Genomic DNA, 26,199 nt, shown 5'->3' with positions numbered 1-26,199 from the left:
AGACATCTCTTCTACAAACGATGCATTAGAGGAAATCACATTAACGAATGGCACGGTTAAAGGTGACTTCGTATTAGCCAATACTGATTTTGAGTTGGATTCTAATGGTGCTGTTCAAGATGAAAATGACGACAATGCTTTCAATAACGTTGATCAAGCGAACTTCGTTAAAGCAGGCTTAACGTCTATTACAGCGACGGATTTTGATGGTGACATCGTTCTAGGTAGAGACAACGACATCGTTGACCTAGGTGCATTGTCTGCTGCGGTTAATGGTGACGTGACTTATAACGCAACACTAAACGACGATGACACATATACAGCCGTAACAGGTGCTGGTGAAGATACGATTAACATCACCCTAGATGATAATAGAGTAGAAGCGAATACAGGTACGGACACGGCTGTAACAATCTCTACTGGTGCTGCAAACGACAGCATCACCGTTGATGAAGCTAATGATTCTGTTGAAAACACGACTGCAACCATTAATGCTGGCGCAGGTGATGACGTTATCCGTGGTAACGACGTTTCTGTAAACGTCACTGCAGGTACAGGTAATGATGTTATTTATGTTGAAAACACGGGCGTAAAAGCATTATTAAATCTTGCTACAAGTGGTATGTACCAAGCTGCAACTCCTGCCGCTCAAGGTACACCATTCGCACACGGAACTATTCACTTCTTAGCAGGTAGAGAAGTGACTGTTGGCATTACTACTACGCCAACTAATCAAAAAATGACTCATGAAAGCGAAGCCGTTACCATTACCGCTGCTTCAGGCGCTTTAACAACACTAAAAGACTTAAATGCAGCGGTTGTAAAAGCGGTTAACGAAGATTCTGTATTAAGTAAAATTGCGACCGCTTATGTTGATGAAAATAATAATGTTGCTATTCAATACTTAGTCGATGGTAGGCAAACTGTTGGTGCTAATTTTGGTGTTCAGCTAACAGTTACTGACCCTGCTCCAGCGACTGACATTTCAACAGCTATGTTGAATGAGTACAGAGACTTCACAAATACCTCAACACTCACTTCAGCTGACGTACTGGCTCGTTATAATGCAACGTTGGCTAAAGGTCTATCATCTACTGCCACTCATGAAGGTTCTACTCTTACTTTTACAAATGCAGCGGGTGCCGCTGCTGAGACTACTGCAACGGTAGTTATCGGCGATGATACTGTTACTTTTACTGCAACAGGTACCGCTGCTGCTGATGCCGCTGCTTTGGCTAATGCACTTATTGCAGAAGGCTATGTTGCTGACGGTACAACTGTAGCTGGTACAGTTTCTGTCGTTACTGATAAAGAAATTTCATACACTGTTGCGGCAACAGATGCTAGCACTTTTAGCGCTGTTGTAATTGATAACGATGAGGTTTTAAATGAAACTAACATTCCTGCCTTGCTAGGTACGGATTCTGTTGATACTAATGCTAATGATGTGAACACTGTTAACGGCGGTGCTGGCGATGATGTTATCGTATTAAATGCTACTCCTAATGTCCGTACTGCTGATTACGATATAGTTGTCTGGACTGGTTACTCTCAAGGTAACGATACAATCGTTCACTTTGATACAGTGGTTGATAAATTAGATTTCACATCGTACCTAACAGGTACAATTGATGCTGCTGACAACGGTTCAACATCTGCTGAATCAGAGATTGAGTTAGCGGTTACTGTTACTTTTGCCAATACTACATTCACAGCAAACAGTATTAACATTATTAATTTTGGTCTTTTAGATGGAGTAACAGCAACTCAAACATTTGAGGCACTAACCGCTGCACAGTTAGAAACGGCACTTGAAGCGGATACTTATGCAAATACTGTTCGTGCTGATACAGCCACTGGTAACGGTAGCTTGTATCAGACTAATGGTGTATCTGTATTAGTGATTCAAGATGATGAAAATAGTAAGGGTAATGTTAATGGTGATACGATTAACCAGGGGGCGTATAAAGCGTTCGAAGTGTCTTATGCGGATGCAACTATAGCCGCAGGCGCAACAGACTTCACGGCCAAACTCATTGGTTCATTCGATCTAGGTCGCGATCCTTTGATTACGGTGCAGGTTGACTTAATAGTTGAGTCTAATTTCATATCTTAAAACAATGAATTTGGAGTGGGCAAAATAAACATCCCCTCCAACGAAATCGTTTTTATGATGGCTCATTTTTCTCACGTTTTATTCTTTTGTGTAATAACAATCAAGTTGTTGCCTAATAAGAACAAGCCCATGCTCTTTCTTTTCTAATAAACATTTTGGTAATAGTGAAACTACCGTATCTCGAATTTTTTTACAGTGGCCTAATGGATAGAGTTGGCCATGGAATCTAGGGTGTTTGGGGAGTCGTTCTACATCAGCTTCTGGCCTTAGATTCGCAAGATCATTAATAATTAAGTTAATTTGATCGAAACTGAGCGATATTGATGTTGGCATGGAGCTATAGGTGCTATTAAAAGTCTTTAGGTTGTTGGAAACTGTAAAAGAAGCCGTGACAGTAGGCTCCTTTAATCATTAAGTTGCGTTATGGCTTGGCGCTATATCATACATGTTAATAACTCAGGCACTTATCCACTTCGTTTGCTGCGCCTAAAATTACTGCAACACGTTGATGGATGCCTGTAGGTTCAATGTCAAGAATACGTTGAGTATGCGTATAAGCCTTACCGCCAGATTGTTCTACAAGCATTGCCATTGGGTTTGCTTCATACATGAGCCGAAGCTTACCCGCTTTTGATGGGTCTTTTTTATCCCATGGATAAATAAATATGCCTCCTCGACACATTATTCTATGTACATCCCCAACCATGGCGGCGACCCATCTCATATTAAAGTTCTTTTCTCTAGGGCCTTCTTTTCCTGCAATGAGGTCATGAGTGTAGTTTTGAATGTTTTCTGACCAAAAACGTTGATTTGATACATTAATGGCAAATTCTTGAGTGTCTTTTGGCACAGAAACACTTTCTTGAGTAAGGATGAATTCGGACTTGTCTACATCAAGTGTATACATTGCAACACCGCTTCCTGTAGTGAAAACCAACATAGTAGATGGCCCATAAAGGACATAACCCGCCGCGACTTGTTGATTGCCTGCGATTAAAAAATCCTGTTCCGTTGCAGGTTGGTTTCCTGTTTTAGAATAAATCGAAAAAATCGTACCAACCATTGAATTAATGTCAATATTGGAAGAACCGTCGAGAGGGTCAAAAGCAATAAGATACTCGCCGTTAGTATGCGCAGGGACAATATCCTCTTCTTCTTCAGATGCGATTGCGCGTACTTCTGGTATAGCAAGAAGTGCGCTTTTTAACATATCATTTGAAATGACATCGAGCTTTTTCTGTTCTTCTCCTTGAACGTTTTCATTACCTGCCATTCCAAGAATCCCCGCCAGAGAACCTTTTTTAAGTGTTGAGGAAATATCGATACAGGTGTTTGTTGTCACCGTTAATACTTCTTGTAGAGATTTAGATAGGGTACTGGACGCTAAAACACCGGATAAGCTTTGCATAGAAAGAACATTCCTTAGTGGTTTTGATAGTGAGTTTAGAAAATTATGCCAGTTACGAAGGCGGGTGTCAGTAAAGAGTCAGTCGAAAACGAGAAGAAAGGCGCTTTTATCGGAGTCCATTGCTTCTTGGGCCAACTGTTTCTTGAATTTATATTTTTATGAAGCACTTACAAAGTATTGAAAAAGAAACGAGGTTGCGATGCAAATCGCGCTATGCTGGGTGTGATTGACATTAGTGGATTTAATAATAGAACGAAAAAGAGTGACTAAACGGAGCAACTCTTTTCCGTTGGATTCTTGATGTTATTTGGTTGTTAATGTTTTGACGCCATCTGGTGTTGCAAGTAACAATACGTCCGCATTGCGCGCCGCGAACAACCCATTGGTAACCACACCCACAATGGCATTAATATTTGCTTCTAGTGCTACTGGATCGAGTATTTTGAGATTATAGACATCCAATATGTGGTTGCCGTTATCGGTTACAACACCTTCTCTATATACAGGATCGCCTCCAAGTTTGACCAACTCTCTAGCAACATAGCTGCGTGCCATTGGAATCACTTCGACAGGTAGAGGAAAATCGCCTAATACATTAACCAATTTTGATTGATCGGCAATGCATATAAATTCATCACTGCACGCGGTGACGATTTTTTCACGTGTTAACGCTGCTCCACCCCCTTTTATAAGGTGCAAATATTCATTGCTTTCATCAGCACCATCAATGTAAAACGCGATTTTATTAACAGAGTTTAAATCATAAACAGTGATGCCACCTTTCCTTAGACGTTCTGCCGATGCTTCAGAGCTAGCAACAGTGCCATCAAATAATTGTCTATGTTTAATTAATTCATCAATAAACAAGTTTGCTGTTGACCCTGTGCCAACGCCAACAATCGTGTCGTCTTCAAGTTTTGGTAATATGTATTCAACAGCCGCTTTGGCAACGGCGAGTTTTAATTCATCTTGTGTCATTGGAGGTGAAACCTTATTTTGAGCGGGTGTAGGGAGCCATATTATAGACCTTGGTGGCAACTTCAGAAAGTGGCTTTGCCTAAAGAGTATGAAATCGGTATATTTCTTGTCTGCTTGGGTTTTAGCGTAGCAATAGAAGGTTGCGTGAAATCTTTCTCCAAACGAGTACTGTTATTGCATTGGAAAAATATATGCCAAATACCATGATTAAAAAAATTCTACAGGCGCGTGTCTATGACGTTGCGGTAGAAACGCCGTTATCTCGCGCAAATCAATTGTGTAATCGTTTTGATAATGAAATTTTATTGAAAAGAGAAGATCTTCAACCTGTTTTCTCCTTCAAGATTCGTGGTGCATATAACAAAATCTCTCAATTAACATCAGAAGAAAAAATGCGAGGTGTCATTGCTGCATCCGCCGGGAATCACGCTCAAGGTTTGGCTTTAGCAGCCAAAAAATTGGGAATTAAAGCGACTATCGTTATGCCTGAAACGACACCAGAAGTGAAAGTGACGGCGGTTAGAAACCACGGGGCTGAAGTGGTGTTGTTCGGTGATGCATATGACGCTGCATTTGCTAAATCACAAGAAATCATGCAGCACTCTGGTCAGGTGTTTGTTCATCCATTTGATGATTTAGACACCATAGCAGGACAAGGCACGGTGGGAATGGAAATTTTACGACAGCACGAAGGGAACATCGATGCTATTTTTGTTCCTATTGGTGGGGGTGGGCTCATTGCGGGGATCGCGGCTTATGTAAAATACTTACGTCCAGATATTAAAGTTATTGGAGTAGAGCCAGAAGATGCGGCCTGTTTTAAATATGCACTTGAGAAAGGTAAGCCTGTGCGTTTAAATCAAGTTGGCATTTTTGCAGAAGGGGTGGCTGTCGCTCAAATAGGTACAAATACATTTACCATTGCAAAAGATTTGGTGGATGAAATTATTACCGTCACCACTGATGAAATGTGTGCGGCCATTAAAGACATATACGATGATACTCGAGCTATTACAGAGCCGGCTGGTGCGTGTGCGCTTGCAGGGCTAAAAAAGTACATTGAAAGGGATCGGGTCAAGAATAAGACCTTAATAGCGATCAATAGTGGCGCAAATGTTAATTTTGACCGCTTACGTCATGTTTCTGAAAGAGCGGAATTGGGTGAAAAACGAGAAGCAATTTTAGCGGTTAAAATTCCAGAGCATCCAGGCAGCTTTAAGAAGTTTTGTGATGCAATGATAGGCCGTAGTATTACCGAATTCAACTATCGTTTCTCAGATGAAAAAGAAGCGGTTATTTTTGTCGGAGTACAAATCGGTGGTAATCCCGATAGCCGTAAAAATCTATTACATGATTTAAAGGAGTACGATGTAATGGATCTCACAGACAATGAAACGGCAAAAGTCCATGTAAGGCATATGATTGGTGGACATCTTCGGAGTGAGAAGGGCGAATTATTGTATAGCTTTGAATTTCCTGAACGTCCAAGTGCATTGTTAAACTTTTTAAATACTCTTGGTGGGCAATGGAATATCTCTATGTTCCATTACCGGAACCATGGCGATGCTTATGGTCGTGTACTTGTTGGTCTACAAGCGGTTGGGGAAGAAACGGACGTAACGCGTTATCTGGATGATCTTGGTTACCCTTACCAAGATGAAAATGATAACTTAGCCTGCAAGTTATTCTTCAAATAACCTTTTTAAAGACCGGTTAGTTCACTTCTTTTCTATGAACCCCATGCTTCTTTGATGTGTGGGTTTTGTCTTTTTAGCTTTCGCTTAGAGCATTAAAATCGGTTATCATAACGGCCATATTTTTATTAGATAAACTTTGTGTATGTACTATTTTAAATGCAAAGTTTAACTGGCTCAAACGCGGGTTCACTCATAGAAAGAGCCCGTTTCAGATTGCAGCCGATCACTTTTTTAAAAGGCTATCAGACGTGAATATTCAAACCCTCCTTAATACCCGTATCCAAGACGCAATGATAATTGCTGGCGCTCCAGAAGGCTCTCCGGCAATTGTTAGACAATCTGCGAAAGTGCAATTTGGCGATTATCAAGCAAATGGCATTATGGGGGTGGCAAAAAAACTTAAAATGAATCCTCGAGAATTTGCCCAAACCGTATTGGATAGATTGGACTTGTCTGATATTGCTGAAAAAGTAGAAATCGCAGGACCTGGTTTTATTAATATTTTTCTTAAAACTGAGTGGATGGCACAAGAAGTTGCCCGAGTATTACTTGATGCACGACTGGATGTTCAAAAGGTCAATCAGCCACAGACCATCGTTGTTGATTATTCTTCTCCGAATCTTGCCAAAGAAATGCACGTTGGTCATTTACGTTCAACGGTTATTGGCGATTCGGTTGTCCGCACATTGGAATTTTTAGGGCATCATGTTATTCGTCAGAATCACGTAGGGGATTGGGGGACTCAATTCGGCATGCTGTTGGCCTATCTGGAGCGTTTACGTAAAGAAAATACAGCAGTCAGTATGGTTCTGTCTGACCTAGAAGTCTTTTATCGTAAGGCAAAAACATGTTTTGATGAGGATTCTGAGTTTGCGGTTCGTGCCAGAGAGTTGGTTGTAGAGCTGCAATCAGGCAATGAACAATGCCTAGCCTTATGGGACGAGTTCATTGATATTTCGTTAACGCATTGTGAAGAAACTTACAAAATGCTTGGCGTGTCTTTAAAGCGTGAACACGTTATGCCTGAAAGCGCTTATAACGATGATTTGCCTACTGTGGTTGCCGAATTAGACGAGCAAGGATTATTAAAAGAATCGGAAGGTGCCAAGTGCATATTCATGGAAGAGTTTGCAAATAAAGATGGCGAAATCACTCCTGTGATAGTACAAAAAACCGGCGGTGGTTTCTTATACTCAACAACGGATTTAGCCGCATTAAGATTCCGTCAGCATACTCTAGGTTTTGATCGTGGTTTGTATTTTGTTGATGCTCGCCAGTCGTTACACTTTCAACAAATATTTACTCTTGGTCGTAAAGCTGGCTTTGTTAAAGCTGAGACTCGCTTAGAGCACATGCCATTTGGCACCGTAATGGGCAGTGATGGAAAGCCGTTTAAAACGCGTTCTGGTGGTGTAGCGAAATTGTCTGCACTGTTAGAAGAGGCTCAAGAAAGAGCATACACATTAGTGTCTTCTAAAAATCCAGATATGGCGGAAGATGAACTAAAAAATATTGGTCGTGTGGTTGGTATTGCTTCCGTTAAATACGCAGACTTGTCAAAAAACCGTACCAGCGATTATGTCTTTAACTGGGACAACATGTTGAGTTTTGAAGGCAACACGGCTCCTTATCTTTTGTATGCTTATTCCCGTATCGCCAGCATTATCAAGCGCTCTGATATTAATATGGATACGCTTAATGGTCCACTATTGTTGAACTCGGATCAAGAAAGAGCCTTATCTGTAAAACTGTTGCAGTTTGCTGAATCTGTTGATCAAGTCGCGGCAGATGGAATGCCTCATTTCATGTGTTCATACTTGTATGATTTAGCGGGCGTCTTCATGACATTTTATGAAGCGTGCCCAATATTAACGTCAGAAGCGGAGGTAAAAGCAAGCCGCTTATTGCTTGCTGCGAATACCGCCTCAACATTGAAAAAAGGGTTGGAGTTATTGGGAATAGAAACATTAGAACGTATGTAATATTTATTCGTTGGTTTATGCATTTTTGAAGAATACGCGCTTATGAAAATTTACGTTGCTTACACCGGAGGAACCATCGGTATGGTTCCTTCTGATCAAGGTTATGTGCCTGGAAAAGCGTTTGCTGCTGATATATTAAGGCATTTGAATGATTATCAACCTGAGCATGGCTTTGATGTTTATTCTTACAAAAGATTGATAGACAGTTCAAATGCTACTCCTGAAGATTGGCAGACGATCGCAGAGGATCTGCAAAGTAAATGGCATGATTACGATGCCTTTATCGTTTTACATGGTACGGATACCATGGCGTATTCAGCGGCAGCATTAGCGTTTATGTTTCAACACTCGCGGAAGCCTATTGTGGTAACGGGGTCTCAAATTCCGATGATAAAAAAACGCAACGACGCTTTGAGTAATGTGTTTGGTGCTGTGGATGCGGTATTGAATGGGCCAAATGGTGTGTTTCTATTTTTTGGTGGAAAGTTGTTAGAAGCCACCCGTGCTCGTAAAATCGATACCAGTGCTCTAAGCGCATTCCAATCGCCTAATTTCTTGCCAAGAGGTGTTCTTGGAATAGAATGGGAATGGAGAAAGATGCACCTTCCTAAGCAGCCTGAGTGTTTTCAGATCCCACCTATGGCGTCAGGTCATGTGACAATACTGCCTGTTTTTCCAGGGGTACAAGCAACCCATTGGGAAGGTTTACTTAATAAGCCTGTTAAAGGCGCTGTTTTATATTCTTATGGTACTGGTAACGCACCAGATCAGGATGCTAACTTGTTGAACCTTCTGCAAGAAGCCAATGATAGAGGTGTGGTCATTGTGAAGGTAAGTCAATGTGGGAAAGGTGCGGTTTCTTCTGGTACTTATGCGGTTGGTTCTGCTCTAGAGCGCGTGGGTGTGATTTCAGGGCGTGATATGACGTTTGAAGCCGCATTCACTAAATTACATTTTTTGATTGCCTTAGGGCTACCTGCTCTTGAGATCAAAAATACATTTTCTAAAACACTGGCATTCGATATTTTATAGCAATTCAATGTCAGCATTTTTAATACAATAGATACAAAGACTATGCATGTCATTCTGCTTAGCTTTCTTCATGACCGCGTGGGTCACATTTTTAAATTTAGGCATCACGGCTGATTACTTTTACCATTGGTTTATGTCGTTTATATTCGCGTGGCCTGCGGCATTTCTAATTGCGTTTAGTATTGGGCCTGTCGTAACTAGGTTAGCGAATACTCTGTATCAACGTTCCATCGATAAAAATTGATACTAATGCATTCATTATGAATAGCGTTAGGTTAGAATTCGGTTTATAGAATGTTAGTCGGGTTTGACTTTCTTCTTTAATAACTGAAGGCGAGCATCCAGTCTATCAAGTTGCGTATCGAAGGATTCTAAATCTTCGACGAAATTCGTAAACTCCAGTTTGCTCGGCAGTAAATCACTGTCATTCTGTAAGTAATCAATTAACGTGATCTTCAACGAATGGCTGGTGTTTTTACTCCAGTCCCACTTTTTACGCAGCAGCTCAGCAACAACGGAAGCGGATAAATCACCGATTTTATCGGCAAGAATGCCTTCCCAATCCAGTTCAAAGTTCTCAGATACTTTATGTAAGGTCATCAGGGTTTGTGCGTTGCCTTGAATCAGTAAGTCACCTTCAAAGAAACCGTTCCCATCCAGCAATTTACGATAGGCTGAACTTGTTCCTGATACGTGTGTGTCTTTTCGATTATCTAAGTCCGCATCGGCTAATTCGGTAGGTAAGCTAAGTGCAATACCTTCTTCAAGAATTTGAATTAAAATCAAAAGAGAAAAATCTTCAATTTCTAAAAGTACATTTTGGCCTGCAAGCTTCCCTAAGCGTATTTGTGACGGTTGATCTTGCAATAATGCCGCATTGATCGCTTTTTCAACCAGATGAATGGCACTTAAACTGATTAGGCTCATAGCAGTCTCTTAGATTTGATGAGTTTGAATAATGCTATTCTCACGGCTTTGGCCTGCTGCGTCTAGACGTTGCAGGTAGATTTCCCAAAGTTCCTGTTGATTCTTGCCAATATTAGACAAATAGTCCCAAGTATAGAGGCCCGTATCGTGCCCATCGTCAAAGGAAATCTTTAATGCGTAGTTTCCAGCGGCTTCAACATTTAGAATGCCGACATTTTTTTTGCCATATTGTAGCTTGGGAATTTGCTGTCCATGACCACGCACTTCAGCAGAAGGGGAATGAATCCGCAAAAACTCGGCACTGAGCCGATAAGTCTCATCGTTGTTAAAGCCAATTTCGAGCTCTTTGGATTGTTTGTGGTAATGGATCTTAGTTGGTAAAAGAGGAGACATAATGCGTAATCTCAGAAAGAAGTGACATCCGTGTCACTCTTATTAGGTTTTATAAAATAAAGCGACTTAAATCCTCGTCTTTTATAATGTCGCCTAAATGTTCATCAACATACGCTGCGGTAACGTCAATGATTTGGTTTTCTGGCATATCACTGGCCGAATAAGACACTTCTTCCAGTAAACGCTCTAGAACCGTGTGCAGGCGTCGAGCGCCGATGTTCTCCGTTGTTTCATTAACCTGAAATGCAATTTCAGCAATGCGTTGAATGCCGTCATCGGCAAAATTTAGATTTACCCCTTCTGTGGCGGCTAAGGCAACGTACTGTTTGGTTAATGATGCATTAGGTTCAACCAAAATTCTTTTGAAGTCATTTGTCGTCAGAGCATCAAGCTCAACACGAATAGGTAAGCGTCCTTGTAATTCAGGAATCAAATCGGATGGTTTTGATAAGTGGAATGCACCTGATGCGATAAATAGAATGTGATCTGTTTTAATCATTCCATATTTAGTCGTGACAGTACAACCTTCTACAAGCGGTAATAAATCACGTTGAACGCCTTCGCGTGAGACTTCACCGCCACTGCGTTCTGAACTTTTAGCAACCTTATCGATTTCATCTAAAAATACGATGCCATTTTGTTCCACTGCATCAACAGCACGGGCTTTTAACTCGTCTTCATTGATCAGTTTTGCCGCTTCTTCATCACATACTTGACGATAAGCTTGCTTTACCTTCATTTTGCGTTTACGGGTTTTATCATTTCCCATACTGGAAAACATGCTTTGCAGCTGATTGGTCATTTCTTCCATACCAGGAGGTGCCATTATTTCAACACCGACAGGCGTAGCGGACAAATCAATGTCGATTTCTTTGTCGTCCAATTGGCCTTCACGTAGTTTTTTACGAAAAACCTGCCGAGTACTGCTGTCCTCTGTTGGTTCCGTGCCACGAGCGGGTGGTAGTAACGCGTCGAGAATACGATCTTCTGCGGCATCTTCTGCCTTGTGGCGTAGTTTGTCTGTTTCTTGTTCTCGAAACATTTTTAGCGCCATTTCAACAAGATCTCGAATGATGGATTCAACATCGCGGCCAACGTAACCTACTTCTGTGAATTTAGTTGCTTCAATTTTAATAAAAGGTGCATTTGACAGTTTTGCTAAACGGCGAGCAATTTCTGTTTTGCCCACCCCTGTAGGGCCAATCATCAAAATATTTTTCGGTGTGACTTCAGCACGCATTTCTTCAGGTAATTGCATTCTGCGCCAGCGGTTACGGAGTGCAATAGCTACCGCACGTTTTGCACCTTGTTGGCCAATAATGTGTTTATCAAGCGCGTTTACTGTTTCTCGAGGAGTCATGGTCATGGTCATTAGAAAGGGTTCTCCTGCTGTATTATTTTGAAGATTGGTCTTCAATTTTAGAGTCTACAATCACTGTTTCTATAGTCAGGCTATGATTGGTAAATACACATATGTCTGCGGCGATTGTTAAGCTTTTTTCGACAATTTCTCTAGCAGATAAGTCGGTATTGTCAATCAGTGCACGTGCGGCTGCTTCGGCATAATTACCACCAGAACCAATGGCTAATGCTCCATGCTCTGGTTCGACCACGTCACCATTGCCAGTGATAATTAAAGTGCTGTCTTTGTTCGCAACAATCAACATGGCTTCCAGTTTTCTCAGAGCCTTATCGGAGCGCCAGTCTTTTGCAAGATCAACTGCCGCTCTGACAAGCTGCCCTTGATGCTTTTCTAATTGGCCTTCAAAACGCTCAAATAAGGTGAATGCATCGGCTGTTCCCCCTGCGAAGCCTGCAATTACTTCGCCTTTATATAAGCGACGTACTTTACGGGCATTGCCTTTCATTACTGTATTGCCAAGAGAAACTTGACCATCGCCACCCACGACGACTTGGTTACCTTTACGTACTGTCAGAATAGTTGTCATGCTTTACTCCATTTTCGATTATTAAAAAATGGGGGCGAGGTATGATATTTCAAGCGTAGAAGAGATCTTGCTGAGAACTAAGTTGGAATTTGAGCATTTTTTTGATTTTTCTATGGGAAGTGGACGTATTTGGTTTCCACTCTAAATAAAAAAATAACAGCATTTAGCGAATGTTAGCGAATGTTAGCGAATGTTAGCGAATGTTAGCGAATGTTAGCGAATGTAAAAATGAAAAAATATTCACTCATTTTAATGAATTATTGGTTGTTCTTTATGGCGCGATCTGGTTTTTTTGGAGGTCACTTTCTATACTGAGACACAAAAATATAGGCAGATACTTAGTTTTAGAGGCAGGCGTACTTTTTGTATTTAGGCAATTCGAATATCGCAATCTAATAGAATCATTACCTAGTCCACTGTGAGGATTATATGGAAATAAATGTAATTGAAGCAATGCAACGTAACTTAGACCTAATTTGGATCATTGTTGCGGCCGCTTTAGTACTTCTTATGCAAGCTGGTTTTACGGCTTTAGAGTCAGGTGTTACACGGTCAAAAAATTCAATTAATGTGGCCATGAAAAATCTGGTTGATTTGATTTTTTCAGTTTTGGTGTTTTGGTTAATTGGTTATGGGTTGATGTTTGGTTCTTCTGAGGGTGGGTTTCTAGGTTCTTCAATGTTTATGTTAGATGGAATTGATGATCCGTTAGATATGGCGATTTTTGTCTTTCAAATAACCTTTGCAGGTACTGCTGTAACCATTATTTCTGGTGCGGTTGCCGAGCGTATGAGGTTTGCTGCATACGCAATAATTGCCATTATAACGATCGGCTTTATTTACCCGGTATCAGGACATTGGATTTGGAATGCGGACGGGTGGCTAGCTCAAAAAAGCTTTGTAGACTTTGCCGGCTCAACAGTCGTTCACTCTTTAGGCGGGTGGGTTGGCTTGGCTGGCGCTTTGATGCTTGGGGCGCGTACAGGGCGTTTTGATGAAAATGGCAACCCTAGAAAAATCCATGGACAAAATCTTGTTATGGCTGTGATAGGTGTCATGATTTTATGGTTTGGTTGGATAGGCTTCAATGGAGGCAGCACACTGTCGGTAACTGGGGGCATTGCTAAGATTGTCGCTAATACCTTACTTGCAGCCGCAGCGGGTGGATTATCGTGTTTTATCGTGTCTCTCTTTTTCCATAAAGGCTCCGTTTCTATTGAAAAAATGTTAAATGGTATAGTTGGTGGATTGGTTTCTATCACCGCAGGCTGTGCCGTTGTAGAGCCTTTGGGGGCATTATTGATTGGGCTCTTAGGTGGTGTCATCGTCTTTTTTAGTGAAGAGATTGTACTTTATATTTTTAAAATTGATGATCCTGTGAATGTTATTTCAGCTCATGGCGTAGCGGGCGCATGGGGGACGTTGTCATTGGCGATGTTTGCTCCAGTTATGAATTTACCATTAGATAATAGATGGGATCAGTTTATTGTGCAGTTACAAGGCGTATTAGCTGTTTTTGTTTGGGGATTTGTATTAGGCGTAATTTTATTTGGTTTAATGAGAATGTTTTCGTTTTTAAGAGTGTCTCAAGAAGCGGAAAAAGTGGGGTTAAATGTTCATGAACATGATGCCAGTTCTGGATTGTTGGATACTATGCAAGCAATGGATAGAGTGATTAATGCGTATGGCTCCACATCAAATGATCCAGACAGCGGCAATTTAACACAGCGTATCGATGCGGATTTTGGGTCCGAAGGGTATGAAATATCTGTGTTGTTTAATCGTTTGATGGATTATTTTCACGACATTGTTTTTGATCTAAAAAAGGGCGTGCGTGATGTAATTCAAGCGTCTGAATTGTTACAAAAATCCAGTCAAGAAATGCAAAGAGATGCGGAGTCTCAATATGCTTATACCGAAAATTTTGTAAACGCTATTCAGAATATTTCAAACTCGTCTGATGATGTATGTAAAAGCACTGAGGATGTGGCGCAGAGAGTATTAAAAGCCAACGAGAGGACAAAAACAGGGCAAACTAATCTTCAAAAAGCCATTGACTCGATTCAAACTTTGACTGTCAACGTTGAGAGCTCTTTTGTTGAAATGACGAGTTTACAGGTTCGAATGAAAAATATTGAAGACATTGTGGAAACCATAAGAAGTATTTCGGATAAAACCAACTTGTTGGCTTTAAATGCAGCCATTGAATCAGCAAGAGCAGGGGAGTCTGGAAGAGGTTTTGCTGTTGTCGCTGACGAAGTGAGGAATTTATCGAAAAACACGTTTGCAGCAACTGAAACAATTAACGAACTTATCACAGACTTTCAACGATCCACCGATCACTCCAAAAATATGATTGAAAAAAGTAATGACGAAGCTAACAATACCGTAAAAATGGCACAAGAAACTTATCAATCACTCGAAAACATAGCCCAATCTGTAGAGCACTTATTGAGTCGGTCTCAGTTGATTTTAGATGCAACGTCACAGCAAAATTCAGAGGTGGGCGACATTAATAAAAGCATAGATGGGTTTATTAATTCGACAGATCGTTCAAAAACAAGAGCGGATCAAGTCTCAGAAACCAGTAAAAATCTACAGGAGTTGGCAACCGATTTAGAGGCGTTAGTTCAAGGGTTGCAGGTGGATGTACGTAAACAAACTCGTGTACATTAATTGTTAATAGGTAAAAGAGTAGAGTCGAAAAAGTGTGTTGGAAATGAACTGAAGGCTGGATCAAAGTTATTAGTATTGATTTGATTCAGCCTATATTTAATTAATAGAGAGAGCATCACATTTAAAAATGTTCTATTTATTGTTCTTTTTTCACCCGATAGGTATAAGACTGGATATCCAAAGACACTAATTTATCCTGGGCCCGGCTCATTTTCGAACGAGACTCAAAAGGTCCCAATATCACACGGTACCAAGGTCTACCGTCTTTCCCTACCGTTTTACGAATTTTCGCATCCAAACCAGACAAAATTAATTTTGCTCTCATACGATCTGAATCACTGCTACTTCTAAAAGAAGCCGCTTGGATCATATAAAGAAAATCTTGTTCTCCGCGTGGGGTAGACTGATAAGCATCTACATGACTTGTATCTACTTCGCTGTCTTGCAAGATTTGATAAAACTCAAAAGTATCTTTTTGAGGTTCAGCTTTTTTTGGTGCTGTTTTTTTAGGTTTTGTCTGAGCTGTTTTTTCAGGTGTTGGTGCGGCTTTTTTTGTCTCCGCAGCTATTGGTGTGGTCTTTACCTGTATTTGTGTAGAAGACGATTGCACTTTGCTTAATTGAGATAAACCGAATATAAATGCGCCCGCTAAACAAAGCACAAATAACCATAACCACCATTTGATTTTAGGTTTTGCTTTTTTTACTGGCTGCTTGGCTTTTCGCGTTGCGCCTTTTTTCGATGCTGAGCTTTTTGAAGCCATGGGGTAACGCTATCCTAGAATTGTCTTAGAAAATTCGCTTTATTATGGGACTTGATTCAATAAGTTTCCAGTGGATCAACGTCAATAGCGTATCTAACTTTACGTGTAAGTGGATTTCGTTCAAGCGATTGAGCTAATTGTGAGATTAGTTGATGTAAAGGTGCTCTGTTTGCCGACTTAAACGTCAAAATATATCGATGTTGCCCAGCTTTGCGTACAATGATGGCAGAATAAGGGCCGAGTAATCGTATGGGGTAATTAAAGTGTTTAATATGGCGTTCTGCTTCATCACGTAATTGCTCGAGTAGTAAATAGGATTGTTCTTCATCGGCTGATTCGCTGCGAATGAGAATTTGATGTAAATAAGGCGGCATTTCAAGCGCTTTTCTTTCTTGTAACCCCTGATTTGCAAAGTACTCATAGCCTAAAGAGCACAAACTCTCAATAGAGGGGTGGTCTGGGTGGTAGGTTTGCAGTAATACATGACCTGGTTTTGAGGCACGTCCTGCTCTCCCTGCAACTTGGGTAATCAATTGTGCTGTTCTTTCCATGCCTCGAAAATCGGATGAGAATAGACCGACATCAGCATCCATTACAATCACCAAGGTGACATTGGGGAAATGGTGCCCTTTAGCGAGCATCTGAGTGCCGACTAAAATGGCTTTATCGTGTTCATGTATTTTTTGCGTGATGGTATTTAATGACTCTTTTCGAGAGGTGCTGTCTCGATCGATCCTTAAAACAGGTGTTTCTTTAAATACGTTAGATAGTTGAGACTCTATTTGTTCAGTGCCTTCACCGATGGTGAAAATCTCATGGCTCTGGCATTCTCCACACTGATTTAGTAAGGCTTCTTGATAACCACAATGGTGACAATGCAGTTTATTTGCTCGTTTATGAACGGTTAAATTCACGTCGCAATGTTTACAGTTAGCAATCCAACCACAGTCATGGCACATAAGAGTGGGCGCGTAACCACGACGATTTAAGAAAATTAATACCTGCTCTTTTCGATTTAAATGGGTATTAATTCGTTCTAAAGAGGATTCACAAAGCCCGTTTATGAGTGTTTTGCCACGTAAATCGATTCGTTCCATTGAGGGGATTTTGGCGTTGCCTGCCCTCGACCTTAATTTGATCCAGTGAAACTTTTTTTGTTTGGCATTATGTAAGCTTTCATAAGAGGGGGTCGCAGACCCTAAGACGACGCAGGCATTGATGCTTTTTGCGCGTATTAGTGCGAGGTCTCGGGTATGGAATCGAAAACCATCTTGTTGCTTATAAGATGCATCGTGCTCTTCGTCTAAGATAAGTAGACTAAGGTATGGTGCGGGTACAAAGATAGAAGAGCGAGTGCCAATAATCACTTTAGCTTTGCCTGAACGGGCCATTAACCAACCGTCTAATCGTTCCCTATCTGACATATTAGAATGCAGTAAAACAATGTCGGTATTGAATCGATCTTCAAAGCGCCTGAGTGTTTGCGGTGTTAGCCCGATTTCTGGAACCAACACCAAAACTTGCTGTTCTTTTGCTATCACTTGCTCGATTAGCCGTAGATAGACTTCGGTTTTACCGCTTCCAGTAATGCCATCGAGTAAGGTGACGTTGAAGTGCCCGAGTTGCGATGTTAATTCTCTCACGGCAATTGTTTGCTCATGATTTAACGTCGGTGGAACGTGTTTTTGATGACCATGATGTTCGGCATTTTTACTGAAATGCCTAAGGTCTCTTTGAATGAGGCCTTTATCTTCTAGTGCTTTTGCCACTGGACTCTGCAAATCGTGCAAACGCATGATATGAGGGCTTAAACCATTTGGGTGTGCTTTTAATACGTCAAAAAAAGCGTGTTGCTTCGGTGCTCGCTTTAATTCGTCAAGTTGTACTTTTTTACCTTCTTCTGTTATTACCCACCATATTTCACTTCTGAAGTTATCGGATTCACCTTTACGTAGCATGGCTGGCAGAGCATGAAAAAAGACGTCACCAATAGGGTGGTGATAATAACGACTCGCCCATTTACATAAATCAATGATGGGTTCAGGCATAATAGACGTTTCGTCATGTAATGATGTGAAAGGCTTTATTTGCTCTGCATCCCAATCTGTTTGATAGCAAAGTTCAACAATAATGCCCAAACGTGTTTGTTTGCCGAAAGGAACTTTTAATCGCATTCCCGGTGAGAGTGTATGACGTAGAGCGATGGCTTTTGGTACTTTATATTCAAATAAAGTGCGCATAGGAACAGGTAAGGCTACTTTGACGTAAGGTTCTGGTGTGAGTAGCGGTTCCTGCATGAATTCCTCTGTGTGAAAAGTGACAAAAAACAACGTTTTATTTTATCTAAGTGTACGCCAACTTTGACTATCGGTGCGAATTTGTTTTTGTAACAGAACGGTAAGCACTTGTCTTACTTTATCTTTTCAGCTGCACTGAAAATTACTTTAAGGAAGGAATTCGATTTATTACTAAAAAAGGTTGCTAGAGTGTCATTTCATGCCTAAAATAGGCGCCTCTTGGAACCACTGTACAATGTCTGTACAACGCAATCGTGCGGTGCTTGACCTCTTAAATTGCTTTCATTATTGCTAACTGATAGCAGCAATGAATTTAAGACTAGATCAGGTGGCGGCACACCAAACTATAAGGTGATTAAAATGCAAAAAGATATCCATCCTAACTATTCAGCCATTACTGCAACTTGTACTTGTGGTAATACACTAAGCCTAAACACAACTTTAGGTAAAGATCTTCACATCGACGTATGCAGTCAATGCCACCCTTTCTACACAGGTCAGCAAAAAATGATGGATACTGGTGGTCGTGTTGATCGTTTCAACAAACGCTTCGGAGCTCGTCGTTCTACGAAATAATTCGCAGAATTGTGATGATCTCAATAAAAAAGCGTCAGCTCTGCTCGGCGCTTTTTTTATGCTTAATAACAAGTGGCAGTTATGCATCTTGTTTGGCCGTAGGTAAGGTATCCTCTGCTAAAGTGAAAAAAGTAGTAGATGGGGACACCGTGCATTTTCAGGATGGACGTAAAGTCCGATTGATTGGTATCAATACACCTGAATTGGATTACAAGCACCAAAAGCACGATGCCTTTGCTGTTGAAGCAAAACAATTGTTATCTACACTTGTCGGTAAAACGGTCTTTTATCAAGAAGGTTTGGATAAAAGAGACCGTTACGGTCGTTATTTGTATTACTTGTTTGATAAACGTCGAATTTCAATATCAAGTCAGTTATTATCCCAGGGATTGGGTTATCGCATTGCGGTTCCTCCCAACACTCATTACCAAACGTGTTTACAGGCTTCTGAAAACGTAGCTCGGCAAAAAAAGATGGGAGTTTGGGAACAAGCACAACAATGGCAGCCAAAAGCTGGTTTTGTATTATCTCGCGTAACACTGACTTCTATTTACAGAAACAGAGGAGGGTGGTGGCTAAATACAAACCGTAATTTAGCGATTAACATTCCTGCTAATGTTGCTAATCAATGGACACCTCAAGAATTATACTCACTTGAAGGGCATCTTATTGAAGCCCGTGGTTGGCAACATTACCGAAAAAACAAGCAACCCGATAAAGCAAAATGGGTATGGCAAGTGAAACACCCATACGATTTGGTTGCGATTGATTAAGCTTACAATTCATGAAAACGAGTGTATTTGATTGAAAGCATGACTTTAAAGAAGAATGCTTTTCAATTACTCTGGTATAAGTGAAGGCGATAAAAGCAATATGATGCATTGAGCAATTTTATTGCCGTGCATATGCTTTCTAAAATTAATAAACAAATAATAAACGGAAACATCAAAATGGCAGAAGATATGAAGCAAGCTGCTCTGGATTACCATGAGCATCCAGTTCCAGGCAAACTAAGTTCAACTATTACTAAGCCAACCGCGACCTCAGGTGATTTATCCCTTGCGTATAGCCCAGGTGTTGCTGAACCCTGCCGCGAAATTGCAAAAAATCCTGAAGACGCTTATCGATATACTGGTAAAGGTAACCTTGTTGCTGTTATTTCTGATGGGACTGCTGTTTTAGGTCTAGGGAACATTGGGCCTTTAGCAAGTAAACCTGTTATGGAAGGCAAAGGGGTTTTATTTAAACGCTTTGCTGGCGTTAACTCTGTTGATGTGGAAGTAGAATCAGAAAGCCCACAGGCCTTTATTGATACTGTTGCTCGTATTGCAAACACGTATGGCGGCATTAACTTAGAAGACATCAAAGCGCCGGAATGTTTTGAAATTGAACGACAACTGATTGAACGTTGCAATATTCCAGTATTTCATGATGATCAACACGGTACAGCGATTGTAACGGCCGCGGGCCTTTTGAATGCACTTGAATTGCAAAACAAGAAAATCGAAGATGCAAAAATCGTTTGTCTTGGTGCCGGTGCTGCTGCAACTGCTTGTATGAAATTAATCATTGCTTGTGGTGCTCAACGTGACAATATTTTTGTATTGGATCGTAAAGGTGTGATTCATTCTGGACGTGATGATTTGAACCAATTCAAAGCGATGTTTGCGATTGAAACAGACGCGCGTACATTGGATGATGCAATCGACGGCGCCGACGTTTTCATTGGCGTATCTGGCCCTGATTTATTGTCAGCTGATCAATTGAAAAAAATGGCGGCTAATCCTGTTGTTTTTGCTTGCTCAAACCCAGATCCAGAAATTAGCCCTGAATTAGCTCATTCGGTACGTGATGATTTGATCATGGCGACAGGTCGTTCTGACTATCCAAACCAAGTAAATAACGTACTTGGCTTTCCATTCATTTTCCGCGGTGCATTAGATGTTCGTGCGACGAAGATTAATGAAGAAATGAAAGTCGCAGCAGTACATGCTTTAAAAGATCTTGCTAAAGAAGATGTGCCTGCTGATGTTGTTGCAGCGTACGGTGGTGGTGCGTTGTCATTCGGTAATGAATACATCTTACCTAAGCCAATGGATTCACGTTTGTTGACCATTGTTTCTGCGGCGGTGGCTCAGGCTGCGGTTGATACGGGTGTCGCTTCTTTGCCATACCCAGATTTTTACCCATTAGAAAACTTAGATCGTTTTTAATGGTGTAAAAATTACGTGTTGATAAGCAAATAAAAAGGAGGGCCTCGGCTCTCCTTTTTATTTAAATATGACGTTTAAAGTATGTTAATTGACTCTTTATTGCTTGCTTTGTTGTTGCCAGCGAAACAAATCTACCAAAAGGAAAAGAATCAGGCTGACACCCATTACAGGTAAACTGATGCTAAGGAGTATCGCTATCAGCAAGGTAACGATCTTTCCCAAACCAGACAGCCTGTTCCAAGCCTGTAATAGCGGTTTTACTGTTTGGCCTGCGGTAGGACGACGCATCCACCACATTTTATAGCCCCAAATAATCATTAAGCATAATGCCAAACCAAAGAAGGTTAAAATGACTTGATTAACGACGCCGAATAAAATTCCCATGTGCGCATCAATTCCCCAACGAATCAATTTTGCGATCAGAGGATAGGTCTCGAAGTCTGAACGGCTGGTGACCGTCATGCTACGAGGGTCAATAGCAACACTGTCTACCTGAGAGGGCCACGAGCGATCTATTTCTCGTACGTACCACGCTTTATCGATGCTTTTAGGTGGTTTTATTTCAAGCTTATGCGCATTAATGCCAGCGGATTTTGCGGTTGCTAATATTTGGTCAAATAGTCGGTCATTTGGTACCTCTGTTGTTGGCTTAGGTAGATGATCGGTATGTTGAATGTGGTCAGCATGTTCATCTGAATTCTCTTCAATTGCAGTTAAAGATAAGGATACAGATGGCGTGACCCATCCAAGGGTTTTACGAACGTCTCCTATATTACCGCCTGCCCATTTTGACCAGGTTAAGCCAGTGGCGGAAAAAAATAATAGCCCCATAAATATTACAAGACCCAGCTGGCCATGCCGCCTACGTTTGGTTAAGTGAAGCGTTCGAGAAGCGAATTCAGTTTGGTTTTTCTTTCCTCCTTTCATCCAAAGGAAAAGACCACCAAGCGCTGCAAACCACAACCATGAAGCCGCCAGTTCACTGTAATAACGACCGAACTCACCTAAGAGTAATTGGCGATGTAAATAATCGATGGTGGTACGCAGTGGTAAAATCCCACTGGTGCCATATACCGCTAGGTTTCCTTTTAGCTCTAACGTAACAGGGTCGATAAACAAGGCTCTTGCGCCTGACAATCCCGCTGTTGGGTCTAAAAACATGATGCGGGTAGTGTCTCCCTGTTCTGGTGCTGGGCGTACCGCAAACAAGGTAAGTTCTTCATCAAGGTTTGATTTTGCAGCGGCAATTTGTTCGGTAAGCGTCTTATATTCACCAATGCTTTGGGTAGTTAAAGCGTCACTATAAAGAGCGCTTTCTAACTGAGGGGTAATGATATACAACACACCGGTGAATGCGGCGATGAAGATAAAAGGCCCAACAAATAAACCAATATAAAAATGCAAACGAGTAATTAATAAAAGCAGAGCGTTCGACTGAGCGCCCGTTGAACCTGTATTTTTTTGTGTAGACATAAACGTTTCAACCATAAAATAATCGACCAAAAAACCGCTTTAAAAATAAATGTTAAAGCGTGCTCTAGCCGTGCTTTGTCAAAATAGACTGTGACAAAAATAAGGGGCCACATCTTCCATTCGAAAAAAGAATTAAGAAAATGCAGTTATGTATTTTTATAGATTAATCTGGTGGAAACGTGTAGGTGGTGCGCGTGGATTTAATGGCGTAAAGCGTGGATGTAACCGAGCGGATAAAGTCGCAAGAAACAGAATTAGGTAGGTGGGCTTTGCTAATGCAATGAGTTCAAAAGGCTTTACATCGATCCAATTAAGATGAAAAAGTAGCGAGCAATAGCTGCAGGCTTCGAACAAATTAATGTGTGATGCAGGACTTAAAGTACCTTGATGAACATTTGGAGTGAAACCAAACTGAGCGTAGTGATGATGATCATGACCCACAAAAATGTAATGGCTAGGTGACTGGCTCTCTGCACTACGAACTTCTTCAAGTGTGTGTTCGTAAGTTGAGTGGGGATGAACCAGAGCAGAGCAGATTTGCCAAAAGAACGGCGCAAAATAAATGATCAGTACTGAGCATAAGCTAAGCAAGACGGTTTTTTCAGTCTTGCTCTGTTGAATACTGTGGAATCCCTTAGGCACTTTTCTTAGCGTCCTTTTAAAAATAAACGGCTTTTTACTTTTGCTCTGTTAATGCCAATTTAGCGCCTAAAATTGTAAAGCTGCTTGCAAACACTCTTTGCATGATTATGCTCATTTTTTCTGAATAGATAATATGGTGTCTAACAAGAAATTCCATAGTGATCATAAAATCGCCCCAACATGAATTTATGTAATAACATTTTTTAAGTAGGGTCATTATGACAGATTAAGGGAGGAAATAGACAGAGATTACTAACAGTATGAGGCCTGAATCATGGAAAAATTGAAAACGACCTGAAGTTCATTTCCATGTACTTCGAGACAAGGATGGTTTATGTCCATTTTGAATTCTTGCCATCAATATCTGAGTAATGTAAAAATTGAGCATAATAATGAAAAATACCATTCTCCTGATACCAATCTGACTTTGTGTTCCATGTGGCGGTGGATTCTCCTACGGTAATTGCGGTGTTGAATCCCCTTGACACGCAACACCTCGATACAATGCTTTCCAGGTGCTGTCCTGAATTAGTCCTGCATCACCACCAGAACCTGCTAGTGTGAATTGATTGAAGGCTTGTTGAAAGGCACACAATCCACTGTCTAATCCCGCAGAGGGTTGGCTAAATGTAAAAGAAGATGTGCCAGCGACATTGGATAGAGTGAATTCGTTGGATGTTGTACCTGCTCCATAGACACCATCAAATCGTCATCAAGTTACACAAAAGTAAATATGAAAAAGTAATAAGCAAAAAAAGCCAGATTGTTTAAAGTAAACAATCTGGCTTAAAAAGGAACCTTGGAAAAAAGGGAGTGCTGTTCAGTCAGTGCTTAGTTAGAGAAGTGCGCTGCATTGAAAATCGTTTGCAATTCTTGGTACTTGTCACTGTAAGCGTCGGCTTTCTTAGCGAAAGTGTTCGCACCTTGAAGGTTCACATCAGCGTTAAACTCAATGCCTTTAGATTCTAATGTGTTAGACAACGCTTCAACACTGGAAACGTTGGTGCGGTAATCTTCGTAAGACGTTTCACCAGTAGAACCTGCTGCAAAAGCAGACGTCGCGATAACAGAAGAAGTCAAAAGAGCCAAAGATGCTTTAGTAAATGTGTTCATAATAAATCTCCAAAATGTATAAAAAATGAATCGCTGTTGCGTTTCGATGGAGTGATTATTCACTAAGCGAAGACATAAAAATAGCCTTTGGGAGCCGCTTCCCAGTTTGTTACTTCGTTGAATATCTATTAGTACTAATTAAGAATTTAAAGGATGGAATGTGCAGGTTTGACGGTATTTTGCACACATTTCAAAATGATGTTTGTGTGCGATTTAGCGAATTTAGAAAATATTTTCTTCTTCAATGGATGACCTTACGAGTATTATAAATAAGATCGAGTCGTAACGGCATGTCTTAAAGAAAAATGCGAGAGAAGATAGTGAAAGAAAAGACTAAAAGGAGGACAGATGAATTACGATGAATTTAATCAGTTTTGTGGTTCCTTACCTGCCACGTCTCATATTATTCAATGGGGGGACTCGCATGTTTGGAAAGTGGGGGATAAGGTGTTTGCCATCGGTGGTTGGGCAAAAGATAAATCGCCTGCTTTTACTTTTAAAACATCGGAACAGAATTTTGATTTTTTAAGTGAATGCGAAGGGTATAGACCCGCGCCGTATTTTGCGAATCGTGGAATGAAATGGATACAGCAATTTGATAGCCTTCCAGAGAAAGATGAAGAGCTGATGTATTACCTGACGGAATCCTATCGTTTGGTGTCATTAGGACTTACAAAGAGGAAGCAAAAAGAGCTCGGTTTGAATCAAGATTAAAACTGAGTCTGACATTAAGGCTCTCTATCATAAGATACGCCATCATAAGGCAATAAGCAGTAACTCAACTATGCGTAAAACAGATAAAAAAATAGAAAAGCAGCTAATCGCATCACTAACCGATGTATGTGAGATCTCGTTAAAAGCGTTTACTGGGTTTCAATGGTTAACGCATTTCGTGCATTACTCAAATTTCCCCAAAAGCTTAAATGTGGTTTGTGTGTTTGATACCAATGACAATCTTGCTGCTTTCTTGGAAGCGGGTAAGCGTCAGGAGTTAAGCGCTATTATTCAAACGAAATTGTGTGAAATTGGAATCAATTTAAAGAATGCGAGTCAACATATTTCTTATGATACAGAAGAGAACTGCCAGAAAAGTCACAATGGCAAATGGGCTGATAGGTTTGGATAGGGATGAATCGAATTCAGAGTGATGACCGGTATTTGAGTTAACAAAGCTAACTGTGGGTAGTTTTCAGGCTGACTAACAGGAATAAGGGATACGTTGTTTCTATACAAAAGAGAAGCAGCTAAGTTATGATTTGCATCATTTTGCACACTCCGAGAACGCTATGAAACAAAACCGTAACTTAGTTGCGTTGCCCGCAGCGGACATGATGGGTTTATTACGATTACTGCGTCATTATCAAGGGTTGGCAGTTGAATTACATAAGGCTCCACTGCATGTAAATGAGTTACTTGAATGAATGAAATGTGTGAAGAATTGAAGGCAAAAAAGCCAGGACACAAGCCTGGCTTTTTAAAAGTGCGTTAGAAATTAGTTAGAGAAGTGCGCTGTATTGAAAATCGTTTGCAATTCTTGGTACTTGTCACTGTAAGCGTCGGCTTTCTTAGCGAAAGTGTTCGCACCTTGAAGGTTCACATCAGCGTTAAACTCAATGCCTTTAGATTCTAATGTGTTAGACAACGCTTCAACACTGGAAACGTTGGTGCGGTAATCTTCGTAAGACGTTTCACCAGTAGAACCTGCTGCAAAAGCAGACGTCGTGATAACAGAAGAAGTCAAAAGAGCCAAAGATGCTTTAGTAAATGTGTTCATAATAAATCTCCAAAATGTATAAAAAAATGAATCGCTGTTGCGTTTCGATGGAGTGATTATTCACTAAGCGAAGACATAAAAATAGCCTTTGGGAGCCGCTTCCCAGTTTGTTACTTCGTTGAATATCTATTAGTACTAATTAAGAATTTTAAGGATGGAATGTGCAGAATTGGCTGCATTTCTGGCACAA

Annotated in this window: 25 protein-coding genes; 12 read left to right on the top strand and 13 right to left on the bottom strand. The window is 40.8% G+C overall.

The genetic code is table 11. The annotated features are described in order from the left end of the window. On the top strand, positions 1–2,116 hold a 2,116-nt coding region (locus ACMUMJ_RS13465), incomplete at its 5' end, for a hypothetical protein (protein WP_414679373.1). Positions 2,117–2,564: 448 nt separating this feature from the next. On the opposite strand, the gene ACMUMJ_RS13460 is transcribed toward ACMUMJ_RS13465, so the two are convergent. Both ACMUMJ_RS13460 and rpiA read right to left on the bottom strand, forming a co-directional pair. Next, positions 2,565–3,524 carry a class 1 fructose-bisphosphatase gene (locus tag ACMUMJ_RS13460; protein WP_414679372.1) on the bottom strand — a complete coding sequence of 320 codons (960 nt, stop codon included), beginning with the start codon at positions 3,522–3,524 and terminating at the stop codon, positions 2,565–2,567. A 303-nt stretch (positions 3,525–3,827) separates the two neighbouring features. Further along, positions 3,828–4,502 carry a ribose-5-phosphate isomerase RpiA gene (rpiA, locus tag ACMUMJ_RS13455; protein ID WP_414679371.1) on the bottom strand — a complete coding sequence of 225 codons (675 nt, stop codon included), beginning with the start codon at positions 4,500–4,502 and terminating at the stop codon, positions 3,828–3,830. Between the two features lie 173 nt (positions 4,503–4,675). On the opposite strand from rpiA, the gene ilvA reads away from it, so the two are divergent. From ilvA to ACMUMJ_RS13435, 4 genes are all read left to right on the top strand, one after another. Next, positions 4,676–6,199 carry a threonine ammonia-lyase, biosynthetic gene (gene ilvA / locus ACMUMJ_RS13450; protein WP_414679376.1) on the top strand — a complete coding sequence of 508 codons (1,524 nt, stop codon included), beginning with the start codon at positions 4,676–4,678 and terminating at the stop codon, positions 6,197–6,199. Between the two features lie 248 nt (positions 6,200–6,447). After that, positions 6,448–8,181 carry an arginine--tRNA ligase gene (argS, locus tag ACMUMJ_RS13445; RefSeq protein WP_414679370.1) on the top strand — a complete coding sequence of 578 codons (1,734 nt, stop codon included), beginning with the start codon at positions 6,448–6,450 and terminating at the stop codon, positions 8,179–8,181. A gap of 42 nt (positions 8,182–8,223) precedes the next feature. Continuing rightward, positions 8,224–9,213, top strand: coding sequence for an asparaginase domain-containing protein (locus ACMUMJ_RS13440; protein ID WP_414679369.1), 990 nt, complete (start codon positions 8,224–8,226; stop codon positions 9,211–9,213). 46 nt (positions 9,214–9,259) lie between these two features. Beyond that, positions 9,260–9,457: a DUF2798 domain-containing protein gene (locus ACMUMJ_RS13435; RefSeq protein ID WP_414679368.1), complete on the top strand. Its 198-nt coding sequence runs from the start codon at positions 9,260–9,262 to the stop codon at positions 9,455–9,457. Between the two features lie 53 nt (positions 9,458–9,510). Here the strand turns inward: ACMUMJ_RS13435 and ACMUMJ_RS13430 are convergent, their stop codons facing one another. The 4 genes from ACMUMJ_RS13430 to hslV are packed head-to-tail and all read right to left on the bottom strand — an operon-like array spanning position 9,511 to position 12,482. After that, positions 9,511–10,140, bottom strand: a complete 630-nt coding sequence (locus ACMUMJ_RS13430) for a ubiquinone biosynthesis accessory factor UbiJ (RefSeq protein WP_414679367.1) — start codon at positions 10,138–10,140, stop codon at positions 9,511–9,513. Positions 10,141–10,149: 9 nt separating this feature from the next. Then, on the bottom strand, positions 10,150–10,533 hold the full coding sequence (locus ACMUMJ_RS13425) for a gamma-butyrobetaine hydroxylase family protein (RefSeq protein ID WP_414679366.1): 384 nt from the start codon (positions 10,531–10,533) through the stop codon (positions 10,150–10,152). Positions 10,534–10,582: 49 nt separating this feature from the next. Further along, positions 10,583–11,905, bottom strand: coding sequence for an ATP-dependent protease ATPase subunit HslU (gene hslU / locus ACMUMJ_RS13420; protein ID WP_414679365.1), 1,323 nt, complete (start codon positions 11,903–11,905; stop codon positions 10,583–10,585). Between the two features lie 22 nt (positions 11,906–11,927). Beyond that, positions 11,928–12,482: an ATP-dependent protease subunit HslV gene (gene hslV, locus ACMUMJ_RS13415; protein WP_414679364.1), complete on the bottom strand. Its 555-nt coding sequence runs from the start codon at positions 12,480–12,482 to the stop codon at positions 11,928–11,930. 429 nt (positions 12,483–12,911) lie between these two features. On the opposite strand from hslV, the gene amt reads away from it, so the two are divergent. Then, positions 12,912–15,158, top strand: a complete 2,247-nt coding sequence (amt, locus tag ACMUMJ_RS13410; RefSeq protein ID WP_414679363.1) for an ammonium transporter — start codon at positions 12,912–12,914, stop codon at positions 15,156–15,158. A 136-nt stretch (positions 15,159–15,294) separates the two neighbouring features. On the opposite strand, the gene ACMUMJ_RS13405 is transcribed toward amt, so the two are convergent. Further along, on the bottom strand, positions 15,295–15,921 hold the full coding sequence (locus tag ACMUMJ_RS13405; RefSeq protein ID WP_414679362.1) for an SPOR domain-containing protein: 627 nt from the start codon (positions 15,919–15,921) through the stop codon (positions 15,295–15,297). A gap of 56 nt (positions 15,922–15,977) precedes the next feature. Next, entirely contained in the window at positions 15,978–18,218 is a 2,241-nt protein-coding gene (locus ACMUMJ_RS13400) for a primosomal protein N' (protein ID WP_414679361.1), read from the bottom strand. Positions 18,219–18,578: 360 nt separating this feature from the next. Between ACMUMJ_RS13400 and rpmE the strand changes: the two genes are divergently transcribed. The 3 genes from rpmE (at position 18,579) to ACMUMJ_RS13385 (ending at position 21,007) form a co-directional block, all read left to right on the top strand. After that, the gene (gene rpmE / locus ACMUMJ_RS13395; RefSeq protein ID WP_414679360.1) at positions 18,579–18,794 is read left to right on the top strand and encodes a 50S ribosomal protein L31; all 216 of its coding nucleotides are present in this window, start codon (positions 18,579–18,581) and stop codon (positions 18,792–18,794) included. A 14-nt stretch (positions 18,795–18,808) separates the two neighbouring features. Continuing rightward, positions 18,809–19,567, top strand: coding sequence for a thermonuclease family protein (locus ACMUMJ_RS13390; protein ID WP_414679359.1), 759 nt, complete (start codon positions 18,809–18,811; stop codon positions 19,565–19,567). Between the two features lie 177 nt (positions 19,568–19,744). Beyond that, entirely contained in the window at positions 19,745–21,007 is a 1,263-nt protein-coding gene (locus tag ACMUMJ_RS13385; protein WP_414679358.1) for a malic enzyme-like NAD(P)-binding protein, read from the top strand. 96 nt (positions 21,008–21,103) lie between these two features. On the opposite strand, the gene ACMUMJ_RS13380 is transcribed toward ACMUMJ_RS13385, so the two are convergent. From ACMUMJ_RS13380 to ACMUMJ_RS13365, 4 genes are all read right to left on the bottom strand, one after another. After that, positions 21,104–22,480 carry a PepSY-associated TM helix domain-containing protein gene (locus ACMUMJ_RS13380; RefSeq protein ID WP_414679357.1) on the bottom strand — a complete coding sequence of 459 codons (1,377 nt, stop codon included), beginning with the start codon at positions 22,478–22,480 and terminating at the stop codon, positions 21,104–21,106. A gap of 156 nt (positions 22,481–22,636) precedes the next feature. Then, positions 22,637–23,122, bottom strand: coding sequence for a DUF2946 domain-containing protein (locus ACMUMJ_RS13375; RefSeq protein WP_414679356.1), 486 nt, complete (start codon positions 23,120–23,122; stop codon positions 22,637–22,639). Between the two features lie 454 nt (positions 23,123–23,576). Beyond that, a complete protein-coding gene (locus ACMUMJ_RS13370; protein WP_414679355.1) occupies positions 23,577–23,717 on the bottom strand; it encodes a hypothetical protein in 141 nt (46 codons plus the stop codon). A 236-nt stretch (positions 23,718–23,953) separates the two neighbouring features. Then, positions 23,954–24,235, bottom strand: coding sequence for a hypothetical protein (locus tag ACMUMJ_RS13365; protein ID WP_414679354.1), 282 nt, complete (start codon positions 24,233–24,235; stop codon positions 23,954–23,956). 348 nt (positions 24,236–24,583) lie between these two features. Here ACMUMJ_RS13365 and ACMUMJ_RS13360 point away from each other — a divergent pair, with 348 nt between their 5' ends. The 3 genes from ACMUMJ_RS13360 (at position 24,584) to ACMUMJ_RS13350 (ending at position 25,656) form a co-directional block, all read left to right on the top strand. Continuing rightward, positions 24,584–24,949, top strand: a complete 366-nt coding sequence (locus tag ACMUMJ_RS13360) for an MmcQ/YjbR family DNA-binding protein (RefSeq protein WP_414679353.1) — start codon at positions 24,584–24,586, stop codon at positions 24,947–24,949. A 70-nt stretch (positions 24,950–25,019) separates the two neighbouring features. Then, positions 25,020–25,361, top strand: coding sequence for a Fis family transcriptional regulator (locus ACMUMJ_RS13355; RefSeq protein WP_414679352.1), 342 nt, complete (start codon positions 25,020–25,022; stop codon positions 25,359–25,361). A 160-nt stretch (positions 25,362–25,521) separates the two neighbouring features. Next, entirely contained in the window at positions 25,522–25,656 is a 135-nt protein-coding gene (locus ACMUMJ_RS13350; RefSeq protein ID WP_414679351.1) for a hypothetical protein, read from the top strand. A gap of 71 nt (positions 25,657–25,727) precedes the next feature. Here ACMUMJ_RS13350 and ACMUMJ_RS13345 read toward each other — a convergent pair whose 3' ends face one another. Continuing rightward, entirely contained in the window at positions 25,728–26,009 is a 282-nt protein-coding gene (locus ACMUMJ_RS13345; protein WP_414679350.1) for a hypothetical protein, read from the bottom strand. Positions 26,010–26,199 lie beyond the last annotated feature (190 nt).

The organism is Marinomonas phycocola (assembly GCF_047525455.1).
Classification (GTDB): Bacteria; Pseudomonadota; Gammaproteobacteria; order Pseudomonadales; family Marinomonadaceae; genus Marinomonas.
This window is presented reverse-complemented; position numbering and strand designations above follow the sequence as displayed.

Coding starts and splice junctions, on each gene's coding strand:
- ACMUMJ_RS13460 (WP_414679372.1), bottom strand. CDS start 3,524: ATGCAAAGCTTATCCGGTGTTTTAGCGTCCAGTACCCTATCTAAATCT.
- rpiA (WP_414679371.1), bottom strand. CDS start 4,502: ATGACACAAGATGAATTAAAACTCGCCGTTGCCAAAGCGGCTGTTGAA.
- ACMUMJ_RS13440 (WP_414679369.1), top strand. CDS start 8,224: ATGAAAATTTACGTTGCTTACACCGGAGGAACCATCGGTATGGTTCCT.
- ACMUMJ_RS13435 (WP_414679368.1), top strand. CDS start 9,260: ATGTCATTCTGCTTAGCTTTCTTCATGACCGCGTGGGTCACATTTTTA.
- ACMUMJ_RS13430 (WP_414679367.1), bottom strand. CDS start 10,140: ATGAGCCTAATCAGTTTAAGTGCCATTCATCTGGTTGAAAAAGCGATC.
- ACMUMJ_RS13425 (WP_414679366.1), bottom strand. CDS start 10,533: ATGTCTCCTCTTTTACCAACTAAGATCCATTACCACAAACAATCCAAA.
- hslU (WP_414679365.1), bottom strand. CDS start 11,905: ATGACCATGACCATGACTCCTCGAGAAACAGTAAACGCGCTTGATAAA.
- hslV (WP_414679364.1), bottom strand. CDS start 12,482: ATGACAACTATTCTGACAGTACGTAAAGGTAACCAAGTCGTCGTGGGT.
- amt (WP_414679363.1), top strand. CDS start 12,912: ATGGAAATAAATGTAATTGAAGCAATGCAACGTAACTTAGACCTAATT.
- ACMUMJ_RS13405 (WP_414679362.1), bottom strand. CDS start 15,921: ATGGCTTCAAAAAGCTCAGCATCGAAAAAAGGCGCAACGCGAAAAGCC.
- ACMUMJ_RS13400 (WP_414679361.1), bottom strand. CDS start 18,218: ATGCAGGAACCGCTACTCACACCAGAACCTTACGTCAAAGTAGCCTTA.
- rpmE (WP_414679360.1), top strand. CDS start 18,579: ATGCAAAAAGATATCCATCCTAACTATTCAGCCATTACTGCAACTTGT.
- ACMUMJ_RS13390 (WP_414679359.1), top strand. CDS start 18,809: ATGATCTCAATAAAAAAGCGTCAGCTCTGCTCGGCGCTTTTTTTATGC.
- ACMUMJ_RS13385 (WP_414679358.1), top strand. CDS start 19,745: ATGGCAGAAGATATGAAGCAAGCTGCTCTGGATTACCATGAGCATCCA.
- ACMUMJ_RS13380 (WP_414679357.1), bottom strand. CDS start 22,480: ATGTCTACACAAAAAAATACAGGTTCAACGGGCGCTCAGTCGAACGCT.
- ACMUMJ_RS13365 (WP_414679354.1), bottom strand. CDS start 24,235: ATGAACACATTTACTAAAGCATCTTTGGCTCTTTTGACTTCTTCTGTT.
- ACMUMJ_RS13360 (WP_414679353.1), top strand. CDS start 24,584: ATGAATTACGATGAATTTAATCAGTTTTGTGGTTCCTTACCTGCCACG.
- ACMUMJ_RS13355 (WP_414679352.1), top strand. CDS start 25,020: ATGCGTAAAACAGATAAAAAAATAGAAAAGCAGCTAATCGCATCACTA.
- ACMUMJ_RS13350 (WP_414679351.1), top strand. CDS start 25,522: ATGAAACAAAACCGTAACTTAGTTGCGTTGCCCGCAGCGGACATGATG.
- ACMUMJ_RS13345 (WP_414679350.1), bottom strand. CDS start 26,009: ATGAACACATTTACTAAAGCATCTTTGGCTCTTTTGACTTCTTCTGTT.